32 protein-coding genes are annotated in these 13,363 nt (G+C 30.9%); all 32 read right to left on the bottom strand.

Going from position 1 to position 13,363, the window contains the following annotated elements:
• Window positions 1-97 precede the first annotated feature (97 nt).
• The 32 genes from AADI82_RS09080 to AADI82_RS08925 all read right to left on the bottom strand — a co-directional run bounded on the left by AADI82_RS09080 (window position 98) and on the right by AADI82_RS08925 (window position 13,322).
• Window positions 98-286, bottom strand: coding sequence for a hypothetical protein (locus AADI82_RS09080; protein ID WP_341216129.1), 189 nt, complete (start codon window positions 284-286; stop codon window positions 98-100).
• A gap of 64 nt (window positions 287-350) precedes the next feature.
• Complete coding sequence (locus AADI82_RS09075; protein WP_341216128.1) at window positions 351-1,514, bottom strand: PBSX family phage terminase large subunit; 1,164 nt, start codon at window positions 1,512-1,514, stop codon at window positions 351-353.
• Window positions 1,489-1,848, bottom strand: a complete 360-nt coding sequence (locus AADI82_RS09070) for a hypothetical protein (protein ID WP_341216127.1) — start codon at window positions 1,846-1,848, stop codon at window positions 1,489-1,491. The genes AADI82_RS09075 and AADI82_RS09070 overlap by 26 nt, the downstream gene beginning before the upstream one ends.
• On the bottom strand, window positions 1,835-1,966 hold the full coding sequence (locus AADI82_RS09065; RefSeq protein WP_341216126.1) for a hypothetical protein: 132 nt from the start codon (window positions 1,964-1,966) through the stop codon (window positions 1,835-1,837). Before AADI82_RS09065 ends, AADI82_RS09070 begins: the two co-directional genes overlap by 14 nt.
• On the bottom strand, window positions 1,959-2,231 hold the full coding sequence (locus AADI82_RS09060; protein WP_341216125.1) for an S-adenosylmethionine decarboxylase: 273 nt from the start codon (window positions 2,229-2,231) through the stop codon (window positions 1,959-1,961). The genes AADI82_RS09065 and AADI82_RS09060 overlap by 8 nt, the downstream gene beginning before the upstream one ends.
• A complete protein-coding gene (locus AADI82_RS09055; RefSeq protein WP_341216124.1) occupies window positions 2,212-3,471 on the bottom strand; it encodes a ParB N-terminal domain-containing protein in 1,260 nt (419 codons plus the stop codon). Before AADI82_RS09055 ends, AADI82_RS09060 begins: the two co-directional genes overlap by 20 nt.
• Window positions 3,472-3,484: 13 nt before the next feature.
• The gene (locus tag AADI82_RS09050) at window positions 3,485-3,643 is read right to left on the bottom strand and encodes a hypothetical protein (RefSeq protein ID WP_341216123.1); all 159 of its coding nucleotides are present in this window, start codon (window positions 3,641-3,643) and stop codon (window positions 3,485-3,487) included.
• On the bottom strand, window positions 3,640-4,254 hold the full coding sequence (locus AADI82_RS09045) for a hypothetical protein (RefSeq protein WP_341216122.1): 615 nt from the start codon (window positions 4,252-4,254) through the stop codon (window positions 3,640-3,642). The genes AADI82_RS09050 and AADI82_RS09045 overlap by 4 nt, the downstream gene beginning before the upstream one ends.
• Window positions 4,241-4,423: a hypothetical protein gene (locus AADI82_RS09040; RefSeq protein ID WP_341216121.1), complete on the bottom strand. Its 183-nt coding sequence runs from the start codon at window positions 4,421-4,423 to the stop codon at window positions 4,241-4,243. Before AADI82_RS09040 ends, AADI82_RS09045 begins: the two co-directional genes overlap by 14 nt.
• Complete coding sequence (locus AADI82_RS09035) at window positions 4,420-5,133, bottom strand: hypothetical protein (RefSeq protein WP_341216120.1); 714 nt, start codon at window positions 5,131-5,133, stop codon at window positions 4,420-4,422. The genes AADI82_RS09040 and AADI82_RS09035 overlap by 4 nt, the downstream gene beginning before the upstream one ends.
• The gene (locus AADI82_RS09030; RefSeq protein ID WP_341216119.1) at window positions 5,130-5,402 is read right to left on the bottom strand and encodes a hypothetical protein; all 273 of its coding nucleotides are present in this window, start codon (window positions 5,400-5,402) and stop codon (window positions 5,130-5,132) included. Before AADI82_RS09030 ends, AADI82_RS09035 begins: the two co-directional genes overlap by 4 nt.
• Window positions 5,381-5,554, bottom strand: a complete 174-nt coding sequence (locus tag AADI82_RS09025; RefSeq protein WP_341216118.1) for a hypothetical protein — start codon at window positions 5,552-5,554, stop codon at window positions 5,381-5,383. The genes AADI82_RS09030 and AADI82_RS09025 overlap by 22 nt, the downstream gene beginning before the upstream one ends.
• Before the next feature lies 1 nt (window position 5,555).
• Complete coding sequence (locus tag AADI82_RS09020; RefSeq protein ID WP_341216117.1) at window positions 5,556-5,858, bottom strand: hypothetical protein; 303 nt, start codon at window positions 5,856-5,858, stop codon at window positions 5,556-5,558.
• Window positions 5,859-5,861: 3 nt separating this feature from the next.
• A complete protein-coding gene (locus AADI82_RS09015; RefSeq protein ID WP_341216116.1) occupies window positions 5,862-6,092 on the bottom strand; it encodes a hypothetical protein in 231 nt (76 codons plus the stop codon).
• 57 nt (window positions 6,093-6,149) lie between these two features.
• Window positions 6,150-6,572 carry a hypothetical protein gene (locus AADI82_RS09010; RefSeq protein WP_341216115.1) on the bottom strand — a complete coding sequence of 141 codons (423 nt, stop codon included), beginning with the start codon at window positions 6,570-6,572 and terminating at the stop codon, window positions 6,150-6,152.
• Window positions 6,562-6,771 (bottom strand): hypothetical protein, encoded by a 210-nt coding sequence (locus AADI82_RS09005; protein ID WP_341216114.1) that lies wholly within the window; start codon window positions 6,769-6,771, stop codon window positions 6,562-6,564. Before AADI82_RS09005 ends, AADI82_RS09010 begins: the two co-directional genes overlap by 11 nt.
• Window positions 6,772-6,907: 136 nt before the next feature.
• Window positions 6,908-7,303: a hypothetical protein gene (locus tag AADI82_RS09000; RefSeq protein ID WP_341216113.1), complete on the bottom strand. Its 396-nt coding sequence runs from the start codon at window positions 7,301-7,303 to the stop codon at window positions 6,908-6,910.
• Complete coding sequence (locus AADI82_RS08995; protein WP_341216112.1) at window positions 7,300-7,776, bottom strand: hypothetical protein; 477 nt, start codon at window positions 7,774-7,776, stop codon at window positions 7,300-7,302. Before AADI82_RS08995 ends, AADI82_RS09000 begins: the two co-directional genes overlap by 4 nt.
• A 1-nt stretch (window position 7,777) precedes the next feature.
• A complete protein-coding gene (locus AADI82_RS08990) occupies window positions 7,778-8,614 on the bottom strand; it encodes an AAA family ATPase (RefSeq protein WP_341216111.1) in 837 nt (278 codons plus the stop codon).
• A gap of 64 nt (window positions 8,615-8,678) precedes the next feature.
• On the bottom strand, window positions 8,679-8,978 hold the full coding sequence (locus AADI82_RS08985) for a hypothetical protein (protein WP_341216110.1): 300 nt from the start codon (window positions 8,976-8,978) through the stop codon (window positions 8,679-8,681).
• A gap of 13 nt (window positions 8,979-8,991) precedes the next feature.
• Window positions 8,992-9,870, bottom strand: coding sequence for a hypothetical protein (locus tag AADI82_RS08980; RefSeq protein ID WP_341216109.1), 879 nt, complete (start codon window positions 9,868-9,870; stop codon window positions 8,992-8,994).
• A 15-nt stretch (window positions 9,871-9,885) separates the two neighbouring features.
• A complete protein-coding gene (locus AADI82_RS08975) occupies window positions 9,886-10,011 on the bottom strand; it encodes a hypothetical protein (RefSeq protein ID WP_341216108.1) in 126 nt (41 codons plus the stop codon).
• 1 nt (window position 10,012) lies between these two features.
• The gene (locus tag AADI82_RS08970; protein ID WP_341216107.1) at window positions 10,013-10,402 is read right to left on the bottom strand and encodes a hypothetical protein; all 390 of its coding nucleotides are present in this window, start codon (window positions 10,400-10,402) and stop codon (window positions 10,013-10,015) included.
• Window positions 10,395-10,532, bottom strand: a complete 138-nt coding sequence (locus AADI82_RS08965) for a hypothetical protein (RefSeq protein ID WP_341216106.1) — start codon at window positions 10,530-10,532, stop codon at window positions 10,395-10,397. Before AADI82_RS08965 ends, AADI82_RS08970 begins: the two co-directional genes overlap by 8 nt.
• A complete protein-coding gene (locus tag AADI82_RS08960; RefSeq protein ID WP_341216105.1) occupies window positions 10,532-10,681 on the bottom strand; it encodes a hypothetical protein in 150 nt (49 codons plus the stop codon). Before AADI82_RS08960 ends, AADI82_RS08965 begins: the two co-directional genes overlap by 1 nt.
• A gap of 140 nt (window positions 10,682-10,821) precedes the next feature.
• Entirely contained in the window at window positions 10,822-11,217 is a 396-nt protein-coding gene (locus AADI82_RS08955; RefSeq protein ID WP_341216104.1) for a recombination protein NinG, read from the bottom strand.
• Window positions 11,207-11,335: a hypothetical protein gene (locus AADI82_RS08950; RefSeq protein ID WP_341216103.1), complete on the bottom strand. Its 129-nt coding sequence runs from the start codon at window positions 11,333-11,335 to the stop codon at window positions 11,207-11,209. The genes AADI82_RS08955 and AADI82_RS08950 overlap by 11 nt, the downstream gene beginning before the upstream one ends.
• 162 nt (window positions 11,336-11,497) lie before the next feature.
• Window positions 11,498-11,959 (bottom strand): hypothetical protein, encoded by a 462-nt coding sequence (locus tag AADI82_RS08945; protein WP_341216102.1) that lies wholly within the window; start codon window positions 11,957-11,959, stop codon window positions 11,498-11,500.
• Window positions 11,952-12,401: a D-Ala-D-Ala carboxypeptidase family metallohydrolase gene (locus tag AADI82_RS08940; RefSeq protein ID WP_341216101.1), complete on the bottom strand. Its 450-nt coding sequence runs from the start codon at window positions 12,399-12,401 to the stop codon at window positions 11,952-11,954. The genes AADI82_RS08945 and AADI82_RS08940 overlap by 8 nt, the downstream gene beginning before the upstream one ends.
• Window position 12,402: 1 nt before the next feature.
• The gene (locus AADI82_RS08935) at window positions 12,403-12,711 is read right to left on the bottom strand and encodes a hypothetical protein (RefSeq protein WP_341216100.1); all 309 of its coding nucleotides are present in this window, start codon (window positions 12,709-12,711) and stop codon (window positions 12,403-12,405) included.
• Window positions 12,708-12,986, bottom strand: a complete 279-nt coding sequence (locus AADI82_RS08930; RefSeq protein WP_341216099.1) for a hypothetical protein — start codon at window positions 12,984-12,986, stop codon at window positions 12,708-12,710. Before AADI82_RS08930 ends, AADI82_RS08935 begins: the two co-directional genes overlap by 4 nt.
• A 6-nt stretch (window positions 12,987-12,992) precedes the next feature.
• Window positions 12,993-13,322: a hypothetical protein gene (locus tag AADI82_RS08925; protein WP_341216098.1), complete on the bottom strand. Its 330-nt coding sequence runs from the start codon at window positions 13,320-13,322 to the stop codon at window positions 12,993-12,995.
• Window positions 13,323-13,363: the final 41 nt, after the last annotated feature.

Raw genomic sequence — 13,363 nt, 5'->3', positions numbered from 1 at the left:
TCAGCACCACAACAATTACTATACATTTATATACATATTTAAAGCATTTAATGCTATTACAAAAAATGCCAACATTAATACTAAAACTATTTCGGTTTTATACTTTTTCATTTCTAAATGATTGCATCCATAATACTAAGTAGTTAGCAGCGGTTCTTTTATCAAACCCAAATTCATATTGTAAATGTGGGGTTGCACCAAACATATTGGTTGTGCCACTATCTCTTAAATCTGCTAAGTAGCTAAATACTTCTTTTACTTCTTGTTCTGTTTCTTGTTTTGTCATTTCTGTTTTGTATTGGTTAATATACTGCAATATACAATTTTATTAACATATAAACAAATTTATTTTAATGTAAAGCATATTTCCCAAAGTTTGGTCTACTTAATATTGAGTAAGTTGCGTAACGGCATGGGTCAATAATATGGTTATTTTTATCCTCAGGCGTATTAATTAGCATGCCAGTTTTATCCTCTTTCCATTTATAATTTCTAAACTCGCTTATAGCATTTGTTGAGGTTGATAGTATATGTATTTTGTATCTTTTAAGTAAATCAATACCAGCGTTTATACTATCCCTACCTTTTATGCTGGGGAATATATTGTTGCCCATTGCACGCAATTCTGATATTAACCTGGGTTCTGCGCTATCAGCATATATTGGTTTGCTTGTTAAATTAAGCTCTTTTAAAAATTTATTTATATCGCTTGTAGTCATTTGCGTTCTATATAAATGCTCTTGTATATATAAATTGTGGCCCTCGCTATAAACAGAAACAAATGTGGTGGGGTCATTGGTGTACCCAAAGTCCATTCCGTATGCAATTAGTTCTGCTAGTTGTGGTATTTGGTTAACCTCAACATACTTAAATATTGTACTCCTACTTGCAGCCCTTTCCCCTAGGCCATATATTTGCCAGTATTGTTCGTCTGTATCTTTAAGGCGTTCTATTTCGTTTCTTATAGATACCTCAATAAATGGGTTATCTAGGTATGTGGTTTTATAAAACACACAATCATCCCTAGGTATTAATTTATCATATATCCAATGGTATTCATCTGATGGGTTAAAATCTAATATAATTCTATCCTGGGTTCTAAATAATAATTGCTGCATGTCCTCGTAATAAAGTTCGTTGCCCTCGTTTACAAATAGCAAATCCCTTTTACGGCCCCTTATTTTTTGTGGCTGGTCTAATGATATAAATTCAACCAGGTTGCCAAACAAGTGATACTCTGAGTTAGACTTATTGTGGTACTGTTCATTATAGCAATTGTACTTTTGTAGTATTGCCATAAAGTCACGCATTACAGTTGCGCGCAAACTAGGGAATGATTTACGGCATATGGTTATAATCTTATCATTGTTAGCAGCACAATAATTAAATATAACCCATAAAAGGATGTTGTAGGTTTTACCTGAGCGCGTACCACCTTGCTCAACTACAATCTTTTTATCTGTATTGGCTAGGTGTTTATATACAATGTTAGTCTGTATCTTCGGTTTTATCAATTATCTCAATTTGGAAGTTAGTTGGCATACCATCGGCCCCAGTTATTTCCTGGCGTTCTATGTAGCCCCTTTTTTTGCCTTTGGTTTTTAAATAAAATATTGTTGCCGCAGTTGAGTTGGCAGATATTTGTTTGTGTAATTGGCTTTCCGCAAAATCAAGTGCAACGTTCTCTATCTCATTAACTGCATTTGCAAACACCCTATCTTCTTTTAACCATTTGTAATATGTACTCCTGGGTATGTCTGCCTTTTTACAAGCCACTGTAACAACCCCCAAACTTTGCTCAAGTGCTTTAAGTAGGCTTTCCTTTTTTATATGTCTATCTTTGTTCATTATTTTTTTTGTTTTGTGCTTCTTTTTCTTCCGTTGTAGGGTTAAACCTTTTGCGTTTTTGCTCGTTTATATATTTATACCTTTCTACTAGGTTCATACTTCTTATATCTTTACTCATGATTTTGTACAAATAAATTAAATGGTTCTTTTACGCAACTTGATAACTCAATATAGGTTTCGTTATGCTCAGGAAATGTATGTATTGCAAAATGACTTTCGCTAAGTAAAAACAATGCAGTGTAACCAAATGGCTCAAAATGTTTTTCAGCTACGTCTAACACGTTAAAACCACTTTGGCTAAGTAGTTCATTATATTTATCTTTTAGTGCCTTAGGGTTTGTCTCATTAACCCATATTGCGTAATTATATATTTGCGCTTTCATCTAAGTTTGTAAAGTTTAATTTTTTATAATTGTTTTTTATGTTTTTTGTGTTGCCTTTATAGAACACTAAAACGTTTTGATGGCACTTCCCAATTTTTCTGTTTGTCATATAACGGCCCACACGTTGCGGCAAAGTACCTAGGCTTTCCGCTATTATCATTTCGTTATATATTTGTACACCATTTTTAGCAAATATGTTTTTTATATCATCAGGGAACCCATAGTAAAACCCTTTTTTATCTCTAATATCCCCGACCACAATAACCGCAAACCTATCTTCTTTTAAACACTTAATGGCCCCAGTAAATGCTTTATCTATTATTTTTAAAAAGTCCTCATAGCTTTCCTGGTTACTAGCATCGTTTTCTAACTCAGAGTAAACTTCTAAATCGTAATATGGAGGACAACTAAAAAGTAAATCTTGGCTACCTACTGGTATATGTTTTAATACGTTTACACCATCATCGCAAATGTATTTACTCTTACTGCCTTTTAACCTTTGGTTGTTTAAATCGGCTTGTTCTTTTCTTAATTCTATTCCAGTAAATGTATTGCCTAGGGCATCGCTTACATAACCAAAAACACTATCCCCAGCAAAACAATCAAAGGTTTTACCATTATCAATACCAAACCATCTGTTAGATATTTCTGCTAACACTGGGTCAAGTATGCTAACACCATTATTTGTTGCTGCCATTATATTTTTTTCCCCACCAGCCAATGTACCCTCTCTTGTTTCTCCATTATCGCCAATTAAGTTTTTCCAATATTTTTTTCTATCAACCCAGTAACCTTGTTTTGTATCTAGTATGCTAAATGGTGGTATTATAAATATATCATGCAGTTTGTTATGTTCTTCTTTTTCTGCTGGTTCTTCCTCAAATGGAAAACCATCTAGGCCCCATTCCTCTAATTTATTTATATCCCATTCGTTTGCTAGTATATCCCAATCCCATTCCCCAAAACCTACATTGTCTTTTACTATAAACTCTTGTTGTTGTTCCTCAGTTAATTCATCAGCTTTTAAAATATACACCTCACTTAGCCCAGCTTCTTTACATGCCTTTAAACGCATGTTGCCACCCAGCACAACCATATCGCTATTTACTACAATAGGGCGTAATTTTAGCATTTGTGGAAACTCTTTTATAGATTTAACTAACTTTTCAAACTTATAGTCTTTTATAAAACGTGGGTTGTTTTGGTTTGGTTTTACTTTACTAATTTTTACTAACTCCATATATATAACGTATTTAATTATTTTTTTTACCTAGCTTTAAATTTAATAGCTTTTCCCTAATTGCTTTTCTTTTTTTGCCTTTTGGTAGTTTATCTAACAGTTGTTGCAACTTTTGTATTAATTTCTTTTTACTCATTGGCTTATTCATAAAATGCCATTCTTTTTTTATCATGCCTCGCAATTTATTATTTCGTACTCATTTTTTGGTTTTTGCCAATTAAAAGACTTTAAAATTAATGCCGCCCTTTCATCATATATTTTCATTTGCGCTTCGTTTAAATCTCTATAAAGTATTTCGTTTTTTGTAAACCCTGATTTTATTTTTCTTTTTAGTTCATTAAAATCATTTAGTTTTTCTTCATACCTTTTTATTTTCTTGCTGGCATTATTATATTTTAGTTTTATTTCTTTATACTGGTTTAAAAGCCTTTCCAACTTTGGCAGTTCTTTATAATCTGCATCGGGGCTTATTTCAAAATAACCCTCCAGTATATTAAAATATTCTTCCCTATATGTTTTATATATTTTAAACTTTTTAAGCGCATGTATTACAGTTGCATGGTCGTATGTTTTTAATTTAGGTTGCGTTCTTATAAATGCTGATATGGCGCTAGGGCCTAACTCAAATTTTTCATTTAATAAATAACAAAAAAACGCCCTATGCTCAACAATGTTTCTAACCCTTGATTTTTTAAATATATCTACGCCACTAATTTCAATTAATAAATCGCTTATCTCTTTTGGTGTTTTTAATAAAGGTACCTCTATTTTATTTTTTTCCATTGCTTTGTAGTTTTTGTATATATAGCGCAGCATCCATAAGTTCCTCTTTTAAGTGCTGCAAAAAATTATCGTGGTTATTATCTTGTAGGGTTGTTTTGTATTTGTCTATGCCTACACAACTTCTTATATCAAACTCCCTTTTTAAATCTTCAACTATTTTATCTTTCATTCCGTTCTTAGTTTTAATAAATGGTAACACTCAGTATATTTTTGCCTGGCTTTGCTTTTGTATTTTTGTTTAAATAATTCATATAGTTTTCTTGTGTACTGGTATTTAGTGCTGCAATCTACAAAGTATTTTTCTGCAAACCTTTTTCCCTTGCCTTTAAAGTAATTTACATTGTCCGCCGTATCGCCCTCTATCATTTGCGAGTAAAAATTAAACATTGCTTCTTCTTCTGATATATCTAAAACTTCCTGGTGTTTAAAATGGTAGTTGTACATTAAGCAATTGAATTGTTTGTAGTCTTTATCTATGCTGACTATCATAACTTCGTTGCGGCCCACCTCATCGCTAATTTGTTTCCAATACCTGGCAACTATATCATCAGTCTCTATGCCGTAACCATATATACTATCGTATTGGGTTTTAACGTACTGATGCATTTCATCTAATAGCGGTGGCAACACTTGCTTTTTTCTATTGGCTTTATACTTGCTAGTTATTAATTTTCTAAAATTACCTTTTGAGCCGCTAAATGTCAATACCTTATCTATTGTGTACTTTTCTTCTAGGTCATTAACAATTTTCATGTATTGCTCATCAAATTTATGCCTGGCCTCCACTATATCTTTATAGTAAATATCATCATCAGGGTTTTCCCTTTTACGATAGCAGCTTGCAAATATTAAGCTATCTGCATCTATTAATAATATCATATTGCTTCCTTTATCATTTTATGGTGCATTGCTTGCATTTTCTTTTGTTCTTTGGTTACCATTCTTATAATTGATGGTAAATCCCTAAAAAGCTGGTCTACATCCATAACAAGTGTTTTGTCATCATTATAACCAATATACAATTCCCCATCTCTACACCATATAGTATCTGTATTATAAATGTAGGTATGTGATTGCGCTTCCTCTAATTGTGATTTTAATATCTCAATTTGTGCCTCTAATTTTTCTATCCTGTTATTTTGTCCCATTTGTCTATTGTTATATTTAATCTTAAATAATTTCTGTTTTTTGTTTCTTTTACCTGGTAGTTAATCGATATGTCTGATATAGATGGGTCAGCTTCCGTATATTGTTCTATTTGCTTTTTTAGCTTTTCCCAGGCTGCTTCGTTTACTCTCATATTAAAATGCTGCTATTATAAAACTATCATCATCTATTGGTATAAACTGGGTATGCCATTCAATAGCCTCCACATGTGGAAAATCTTCCTCATCATAATCTTGCCAAAATTCTTCTAGGCTATCATATTCAACATACTCGCAGCATAGCGCTATTACATCTAATTCTATTTCTTCGCCAGTGCTTTCCTCATATTCTTCTAAATATTCAAATAAGGCTTTTTTACCATTATAGCTAAATTGTTCTTGCCTATTATAATTTTTAAAGGCATCTGTAAAATCTGTAAAGTTAATTGTCTGTTTCATCTGTTATTGTTTTTTTATTAATTTGCCGCATAAAGGGTACATTATAGTATAAAATGTTTGGCCTTTTTTAATGCGTTTTTTGTTACTAAATATAATATCTTCAATTGCTACCTCAGTTATTTTACCATAGTAACCTATTGTTTCTCTATCAGGTTTTTCCATAGTAATTGAGCCAATATATTTATCGTCAATAATATAATCTATAAAATAACCTAGTTTTTCAAATTGTGACATTGTTATTGTTTTGGTTAATATAACACAATATACAATTTATTAACTTATTAACAAAATTTAAAAAGGGTCAATATTTATATTTATTCTTACCGCATCGTTTTCTTTAAGCAAGTACACTGGTTTATGCAGCCTTTTTTTTGTGTAAACACTTGTATCAGGGCAATACTTACTTTCGACCTTTGGCAGCTTTAAAGTATTAAGGTAATACATGAAGTTTCCCTTTGGGTCGTTTACAAAATATATCTTTACAATATCTTTATCCAACTCCATAAGGCCATCGTATTTTTCTTTTTCCAACATTTTTTCCTGGTAATACTTTGTTCTAAATTTCATTTCAATAACACAATCAAGACCTTTGCTAGTTTTACCTTTTGCATCGTATCTACTGTTTCCATTGCCACAATGTTCCAACTCCCAGCCATCTAGGTTTAAAAGAAACACAACTGCCTTTTCCCACTCATTAATTTTTTTACTTTCCATTATCCCAAATTATATTTAAATCTTTTATCCAAGATTTTATTTTAGCTGGGTTGCATGTACATGGCCTATGATATTTATGGTTATAATAATCTGCATGCAGCTTGCAAATTGTTCTATACTCAGCATCAGATAAGGTATCTTTTTTTACTTCCCTAAATTGTGTCCAAATTATAAAATCCTCTTTACTAAATTTTACCATCGTTCTATTTTTATTTCGTTTAACTTTTTTCTTCTATTATTACATTTACACTTAGTTCCCCAGTGTGAATGATATTTATCTACCAGCCATTTTACACCAGTGTACTTTGTTATGTAATAAATAATGTTACCTAATTTCATAGTTTTAATTTTTTTATATTCCATTTTTCACTAAAACCTTTTAAACAGTCTATAAGGTTTATATTTTGCTTTGCTGGCTTCCACTCCTTTTTTAAATATATACTCTCAACACTACATTTGTCTAATGGTATATCTTTATTATCATTTTTAAAATCGTGTGTTACATAAAACACCACACTTTTTTTTGTATGCCAAGAGTTGGCAATTCTTTCTAAAACCAATCTTTGGCCAATTGGTATTTTGTTTCCTATGCGTTTAACCTCCATTAAAATTAAAACCTCATTATCAAACTCTAAAACAACATCTATATCTGTGGGGTGTATTTTACCACTTTGCACACCAGTAAAATCTATTGTTTGTCTTACTTGTTTACTATTTCTTATTAAACTCATAGTAATTTTTTTAATTTATTTTTTACTTTGTTATAGGTGTTATAAAGTGAGTAATAATGTATTTTGCTTTTTCTAGAAAATTCTGCTATGCTTTCCCCCTCGTTTATAATCTCAAATACTTTCCTATCATACCAATACATTTTTGAAAGTTTTTCTTGTATTTTTTCGTATGGCTCATTAAAATCAATATCCGTAGTTGTTAAATGTAGGTTATCTATTGTAACCATGTTTACCTTTTGGCCTTTGCGTTTTAAATCATAAAACAAGGTTTTAAGTGTTTTAAATATATAATAGTAATTTATTTCTTTTTCGTTGTACATTATATCCAAACCCTTTTCTAATTTAAGTTGTATTTTATAATACATTTCTTGTACAATATCTTCGGCCACCTCTTTGTTACACCCAAAAGTTGTAACTATTTCTATCCACTCTTTATGCTTTGCAGCAACCAAAACCATTGTTTTTTGTACCATACTATTTTAAAGGGTCATATAAATTATTTACTATTATAGGCAACCCTTTTTCATTTACTTGAAAACTAAAAGTGTCAAATGCGTAACCCCTACTTCTTCCACATTTAACAGTAACCCAATCTTTATTCACTGTATTCGCTTCTAGACTTATAACCACCTCCGCTTTTTTTTCTAAGGCACTTCCTAGGTGTCCAGTTCCTAGTTTTTGACTGCCATAGTTTTGGTGTATTACATTTATTATATGACAATTATATTGTGTGCTTATTCTCATTAATGCACTTACTAATTGATTTGTTTGTTCAATATTATTTACATCCGCCAATAAATCAGCAACACCATCTACAATAACCAAAGACGGCTTATCTATTCTATCTCTTAGGTAGTACTCAATAAATTGTAAACGCTCTTTAAAACCTATTGTACGCAGCGCAAAGGTATGATATTTATCTCCTGGTATGTTGTTGTCCATGTCTAATGGTCTTCTAAATACTTTGGCTGCATGCCAGTTACCTTGTTCAGTATCAAAATGTATTAAATCTCCATCCCCCCTATGCCCTTTTATTTTTCCACCATAAATATTTGTCCCACTTAAAAAAGCACTTGCTAGTAAAGACACAAAAAATGTCTTTTTAGTCTTTGGTGGAGCCGTTACCACTGAGAGGTTACCATAAGTACCCAGGGCAATAGGAACAATTGTATCTCCTTTATTTGATTGTAAAACCTTTTCGCCATAGCTTAAACACACTGGTGGGTATTCTATTTTTTCGTTTATGTCTATTTTGCAATTATCAGCAATAAACTCCATAAACATATTTTCTTCTGTTTCTTTTTCTGTCATTTGTTAAATGTATAAAAAAAAAGGTGTAAGTTAAAAACCCACACCCTTTTTAAATTTTGGCTAATTAAAATGGTAAATCTTCGCCAGCCTTTTCTTTTACCACTTGTGGCTGGTCTTCTCTCTCAGCAACTACAATATTACTATCAGTCCAAACAACCTTTCCGTTTCCTAAGTAAGTTTTGGCAACCTTTGCCTCTCTTTCCTCTTTTGTTTGGCTATCAGTAAAAGCAACGTTATTGCCGTACCTGGTTTCATCGTTTATTGATATTGTGAAATTATACCAAACACTTCCGTTTTTTCCTTTGATAAATTTTTCTTTTGGCAATTTTGCCACATCGATACTTCCGTTTATTATTGCACTCATAATTTAATTTTTATTAGTTAATTTTTGGTAATTCTTGTTCAGTATTAAATTTATAAAATTTTACCGCTGGGTTTCCATCTATGTAGTAATTCCATGCTTTTATGCACATACCTAGTATCCAATAAAAACTTAGGGGTTCTTTATTTATTTTGGCTTTATATAATTTACTATATAAATAACTAGTTGCCGTATCTTGCGTTCTTGATATACCAAATATGTTTTTCATAAACTCGTAAACTTCTACACTTGGGTTTTTACCTCCTATCATGTACACAATATAACAAAAATTAGATTTACTTAAAACTTTAAAATCTGATTTAGTGTAAATGCTTGTAACTTGCGCAGCTATTTTATGTAACCAATCATAATTTTCTTTACAATAATTTAGTATTTGCTGGTTTGTTAGCATATCATGTCTATTGTAGCTTAAAGCAAATGTTGCTTTTGATGATTTTTTTTCATACTTATATATTAATTTTATAAAAGCTGATATTAAATTAGGGTATTGGTAGTTGTTTATACTTAATATATCAGCTGAGCTTCTATTTTTACCAGTATCATAAGTTGCCATAGATTTTACTGCAACCCCTTTTACAACTGGTATGTGGTATGATTTACCAGATTTAATAATTGCCATTAACCTATGTTGCCCATCAGTTAATTTCATGTTTTTATCAAACACAATACTTTCGCCATTTTCTATAAATAAACCTTTTTCCATTTGATTGGTTAAAAATTTAATACTTCTATCAGATGGTTTTCTGTTGTGCGTATTATAGCTTAAATAGTGCTTTGCAACCTCAGGCGTAATATAAACCATTGATACTGTTAAATCTGTTTGTTTTTTTGTTACATAGTTGTAACTCACTTTACTTAAAGTCTCTGTTCTCATTTTGTTAATTATTATTTAGTTATTATTTACTCTTTTTATTGTTTTTTCTTTCGTATCTAATTTTGTTTTATTATTTAAAATTTTAATTAATAAATCATCTTGTGAATTATTCCAATGCCAATAACTTTTTGTGTATTTCATATTATTTACTCTTTTTAAAATCATCGCTTTCATCTTCTCCAAATACTCCTAACTCATAAAAGCCAGTAAGTTTTAATACGCTTCTAGATAAGGCCCTTTTTTCTGCCATTTCCATAACGTACCAACTATTGCAGTTTCCATCTTTGTAGTTAGCACCTTTTAATGCACTACCAAAAGTTTCTATTTGCACACCCTCTTTTTTTGCATAGGCTTTTACAACTGCAAAGTTTGGTTCACATTTTACAACCTCGTAATTTATTGCAATGTTTTCCTTGGCAGCGATTTTTTCGATTCCAGCCCTGGTGATGATAATATAATGCTGGTGTTTATATACATCGTTTTTATCCAGGTTGTACCTAATGTAAAGTTCCTTTAATTTATCTCTATCCATTTTGTTTGTTTATTTGTGATACTTCTATTTTTGCTTGTAGTTCTTCTATCTTTTTAGATAGGGCCTCAACTCTAAATATATATTGCTCAATAATACTTTGGGCCGTTTCTTGTGAGTAACTTGTTCCCATTATTGTATGTTATATAAGGTTGATTTTGCAATGTCTAAATCTTTACTAATGTGGAATTTTGCAAAGGCATCTTTATTTAAAATTGCCCTTTGTAAAGATTGTTCAAGGTGTTTAATCTTTTCTTTTAAGTCATGTTTTTGTGTTCTCATTACTGTTTTGTTTTTATTAATAATATCCAAATATAGTAAAAAAATGTTAATAAGTAAATAAATAACAAAAAAAAAGGGCCTTGGTACCTTGAAACCAAAACCCTTCTCATTAACAAAACAGAAGTATCAAATGTAGTCTATTAAAAACTATCCACCAAATTTTTATAATGTTTTATCATATCTTCTAACTCGTTGTTTGAAAACTTTATAATTTTTTTTGAGGTAATAAATAATTCCTCTGAGGTACCATCCCCATATTTTTCATCTAAATATTTAGAGAATAGAAATTGTTCTCCGTAATTAAAGACATTACATTTCGGGCATTGCACCTGGCAATTTTTTTCGCTCCATCTAGTGGCGTAATGTTTACGTGATTGAAAATGTCCGTTTTGTAATTTTTTCCAATGGTCTTTTTTACCACATGTAAAACAAGTTGCATTACCTAAATCATCAGCCTCCTTTAATCTTATATACTGGCTAAATATAGCATCCAGCTTTTTAACTATTTTGCTTCTACTGGGTTTTTTAGATGGCATTATCTATTACTTCTATAATGTTTCTTAATTGGCTTCTTTCAAACTCCCCTAATGACTTATCGCCTATAAAAAGTAAATAATAATCTTTCCTAACTTGTATACATTTGGTGTTTTCCATTTTTTTTCTAAAAATAAAATTAATAACTTTACAATTTTTAATTACTTCAAATATATAAAATAAAATACTATAATAGGAAATAGTAATATATACCTAAAAAAATAAATTAATAGTATAAAAAAAACTATTAAAATATTAAAATAAATATACCTGGGAAATATCTTATTTATTCTTTGAAAGAAAATTATATTTTTCAATACCTCGGCTACCAAAATAAGCCAAATAGGTTGTTATTAATAAAGATTTAAGTAAATCAATCCACTCAGTAGCAACACCAAATTCTATATTAAGGCTATCCATAAGAATTAAACTCCATGTTGAGGTTGTTAAAAAAATAAGCATCATCGGTCTTACATTTTTACTGAGCCAACTATCACTTGCCATATCAGCACTCCAACGTTTTGAAACTTGTTCCATTTCTGCTATATCTAATTCTAGCAGTTTTAAGGCTTCTTCTTTATCTTTTGGTGCAATGTCTTTATCTTTACTTATAAGGCCGCCTAATAGCTTTAAAACACCAGCATCGGGCATTATATCGCTTGCTGCATTTAATATATTTGGGGCCGCTTTTGATAAAAACTTACCAACCCTAGTATCTTTAAACCTTTTTTTCTTTTTATTCATTAAAGTATTTGTATTGTCCAACCTCTTTAATTATTAATACTTGTTTTCTGTTTTTAACTTTATTAAAAGATACATGTAACCATTTTGGGTTTCTTTTTCCGTATTCCCATATTAACTGGTCAAATTCTAAATTATCTTTTATGTAATAAAACATTTCTGAGTTTGACTTTAAACCCATACTTGTGATATCAATTGCCTGGCCTTTTAAATGACTGCTGGTTTTACTCCCATTAATACCACTATTTAATTCCTTAGACCTGAAAAAACTGTTTACTCTTATTGGCCCACCAACCCATTTACGCAATGGCTCAAAAACTTCCTCAGCAATTAACCTCATGTTTTCTAATTGCTCATCGTTTGGCTTATTTTCTATATCATGCTTTTTTGCGTAATTAGAATTTGTAGCCTCTTTGTATGATATATGTTTACTTATTTTTCTCATTTTAATTGATTTTACTTAAAACCTTTTTTATATCCTCGTCTGTTATAGCTAGTTTTAAATTTATACCAGCTTGCCATTGGTGTACTGGTCTGCCGTCTTTCATAAGTATTAACATCGGTACAGCTTTAACACTTTTTTGAATTACTTGCGGTTGATTTTCTAACCAAGCAAATTTTATATTTAACCCAGCTAATTCTTTTTGTGGTAAGTTATTTTTTGCATTCCACTTTGCGTTTATTTCAAGCAATGAGTATTCTTGAGCCGTTAGGTTTAAAGTTAAAAATAATGCTATAAATGTTAGGTACTTCATTTCTCAATTATTTTATATAGCTTTTCGTCAATCTTATCTAGTTTGCTGCTATTCTCCTCAACCTTTTTTTGGGTGTTCATTATAGTTTCCCTAATTAATTGGTCTTTTAAATCATACTCCGTTCTTGTAATTGTTGGCTTTGGTAATTCCTTTGCCAATTCAATATCCTTTTTTAAGGTAAAGTACAACCCCACCAAAGAGATAGCACCCGCCACCACAATACCGATTGTTTTTAAATCTAGAGTTACTTCTGTATTTTCGTTTAATTTTGACATTTATTATTAATTTGTAGGTGGTACTTCTGCATCTTTTGGGTAGCCGTAAAAACTATGCGCTGATTTATCAGCTGGGTATACTGCATAGCTTCCAAAGTCTAAATTTTCGCTGCTCATTACATCGATAGCATAGCCGTCATAGTAAACCGCTGGTGTGATTATATTACCCTCATCATCGTAAGTTGCTGGTATCTTAACAACCTTACCAATATAAACCACCGCTGCTGTTGTAGGTGCAAATACATTCTCTCCCTCTTGTTCTATTAAAACCCCTATACTCAATAGATAGGTTGTTCCTTGTTCTTTGGTATCAAATACCGCTTTGTATATATTCATTATATTGTTGTTAAAGATTGTAATTCGCTATCGCTTAAAGC

Source organism: uncultured Wocania sp. (assembly GCF_964021735.1).
Lineage (GTDB): Bacteria > Bacteroidota > Bacteroidia > Flavobacteriales > Flavobacteriaceae > Wocania_A.
Note: the sequence above shows the minus strand (reverse complement) of the source record. Positions and strands in the feature narration are given on the sequence as shown.

Excerpts from the sequence above, each read along its gene's own strand:
- AADI82_RS08965 (WP_341216106.1), bottom strand. The coding sequence starts at position 10,532 with ATGGGAACAAGTTACTCACAAGAAACGGCCCAAAGTATTATTGAGCAA.
- AADI82_RS09050 (WP_341216123.1), bottom strand. The coding sequence starts at position 3,643 with ATGATAAAAAAAGAATGGCATTTTATGAATAAGCCAATGAGTAAAAAG.
- AADI82_RS09040 (WP_341216121.1), bottom strand. The coding sequence starts at position 4,423 with ATGAAAGATAAAATAGTTGAAGATTTAAAAAGGGAGTTTGATATAAGA.
- AADI82_RS08990 (WP_341216111.1), bottom strand. The coding sequence starts at position 8,614 with ATGACAGAAAAAGAAACAGAAGAAAATATGTTTATGGAGTTTATTGCT.
- AADI82_RS08950 (WP_341216103.1), bottom strand. The coding sequence starts at position 11,335 with ATGGAAAACACCAAATGTATACAAGTTAGGAAAGATTATTATTTACTT.
- AADI82_RS08985 (WP_341216110.1), bottom strand. The coding sequence starts at position 8,978 with ATGAGTGCAATAATAAACGGAAGTATCGATGTGGCAAAATTGCCAAAA.
- AADI82_RS09065 (WP_341216126.1), bottom strand. The coding sequence starts at position 1,966 with ATGAGTAAAGATATAAGAAGTATGAACCTAGTAGAAAGGTATAAATAT.
- AADI82_RS08980 (WP_341216109.1), bottom strand. The coding sequence starts at position 9,870 with ATGAGAACAGAGACTTTAAGTAAAGTGAGTTACAACTATGTAACAAAA.
- AADI82_RS08970 (WP_341216107.1), bottom strand. The coding sequence starts at position 10,402 with ATGGATAGAGATAAATTAAAGGAACTTTACATTAGGTACAACCTGGAT.
- AADI82_RS09045 (WP_341216122.1), bottom strand. The coding sequence starts at position 4,254 with ATGGAAAAAAATAAAATAGAGGTACCTTTATTAAAAACACCAAAAGAG.
- AADI82_RS09060 (WP_341216125.1), bottom strand. The coding sequence starts at position 2,231 with ATGAAAGCGCAAATATATAATTACGCAATATGGGTTAATGAGACAAAC.
- AADI82_RS08930 (WP_341216099.1), bottom strand. The coding sequence starts at position 12,986 with ATGTCAAAATTAAACGAAAATACAGAAGTAACTCTAGATTTAAAAACA.
- AADI82_RS08955 (WP_341216104.1), bottom strand. The coding sequence starts at position 11,217 with ATGCCATCTAAAAAACCCAGTAGAAGCAAAATAGTTAAAAAGCTGGAT.
- AADI82_RS09080 (WP_341216129.1), bottom strand. The coding sequence starts at position 286 with ATGACAAAACAAGAAACAGAACAAGAAGTAAAAGAAGTATTTAGCTAC.
- AADI82_RS09020 (WP_341216117.1), bottom strand. The coding sequence starts at position 5,858 with ATGAAACAGACAATTAACTTTACAGATTTTACAGATGCCTTTAAAAAT.
- AADI82_RS08940 (WP_341216101.1), bottom strand. The coding sequence starts at position 12,401 with ATGAGAAAAATAAGTAAACATATATCATACAAAGAGGCTACAAATTCT.
- AADI82_RS09025 (WP_341216118.1), bottom strand. The coding sequence starts at position 5,554 with ATGAGAGTAAACGAAGCAGCCTGGGAAAAGCTAAAAAAGCAAATAGAA.
- AADI82_RS09000 (WP_341216113.1), bottom strand. The coding sequence starts at position 7,303 with ATGAGTTTAATAAGAAATAGTAAACAAGTAAGACAAACAATAGATTTT.
- AADI82_RS09035 (WP_341216120.1), bottom strand. The coding sequence starts at position 5,133 with ATGATATTATTAATAGATGCAGATAGCTTAATATTTGCAAGCTGCTAT.
- AADI82_RS08995 (WP_341216112.1), bottom strand. The coding sequence starts at position 7,776 with ATGGTACAAAAAACAATGGTTTTGGTTGCTGCAAAGCATAAAGAGTGG.
- AADI82_RS08975 (WP_341216108.1), bottom strand. The coding sequence starts at position 10,011 with ATGAAATACACAAAAAGTTATTGGCATTGGAATAATTCACAAGATGAT.
- AADI82_RS08935 (WP_341216100.1), bottom strand. The coding sequence starts at position 12,711 with ATGAAGTACCTAACATTTATAGCATTATTTTTAACTTTAAACCTAACG.
- AADI82_RS09010 (WP_341216115.1), bottom strand. The coding sequence starts at position 6,572 with ATGGAAAGTAAAAAAATTAATGAGTGGGAAAAGGCAGTTGTGTTTCTT.
- AADI82_RS09055 (WP_341216124.1), bottom strand. The coding sequence starts at position 3,471 with ATGGAGTTAGTAAAAATTAGTAAAGTAAAACCAAACCAAAACAACCCA.
- AADI82_RS08925 (WP_341216098.1), bottom strand. The coding sequence starts at position 13,322 with ATGAATATATACAAAGCGGTATTTGATACCAAAGAACAAGGAACAACC.
- AADI82_RS08945 (WP_341216102.1), bottom strand. The coding sequence starts at position 11,959 with ATGAATAAAAAGAAAAAAAGGTTTAAAGATACTAGGGTTGGTAAGTTT.
- AADI82_RS09030 (WP_341216119.1), bottom strand. The coding sequence starts at position 5,402 with ATGGGACAAAATAACAGGATAGAAAAATTAGAGGCACAAATTGAGATA.
- AADI82_RS09005 (WP_341216114.1), bottom strand. The coding sequence starts at position 6,771 with ATGGTAAAATTTAGTAAAGAGGATTTTATAATTTGGACACAATTTAGG.
- AADI82_RS08960 (WP_341216105.1), bottom strand. The coding sequence starts at position 10,681 with ATGAGAACACAAAAACATGACTTAAAAGAAAAGATTAAACACCTTGAA.
- AADI82_RS09015 (WP_341216116.1), bottom strand. The coding sequence starts at position 6,092 with ATGTCACAATTTGAAAAACTAGGTTATTTTATAGATTATATTATTGAC.
- AADI82_RS09070 (WP_341216127.1), bottom strand. The coding sequence starts at position 1,848 with ATGAACAAAGATAGACATATAAAAAAGGAAAGCCTACTTAAAGCACTT.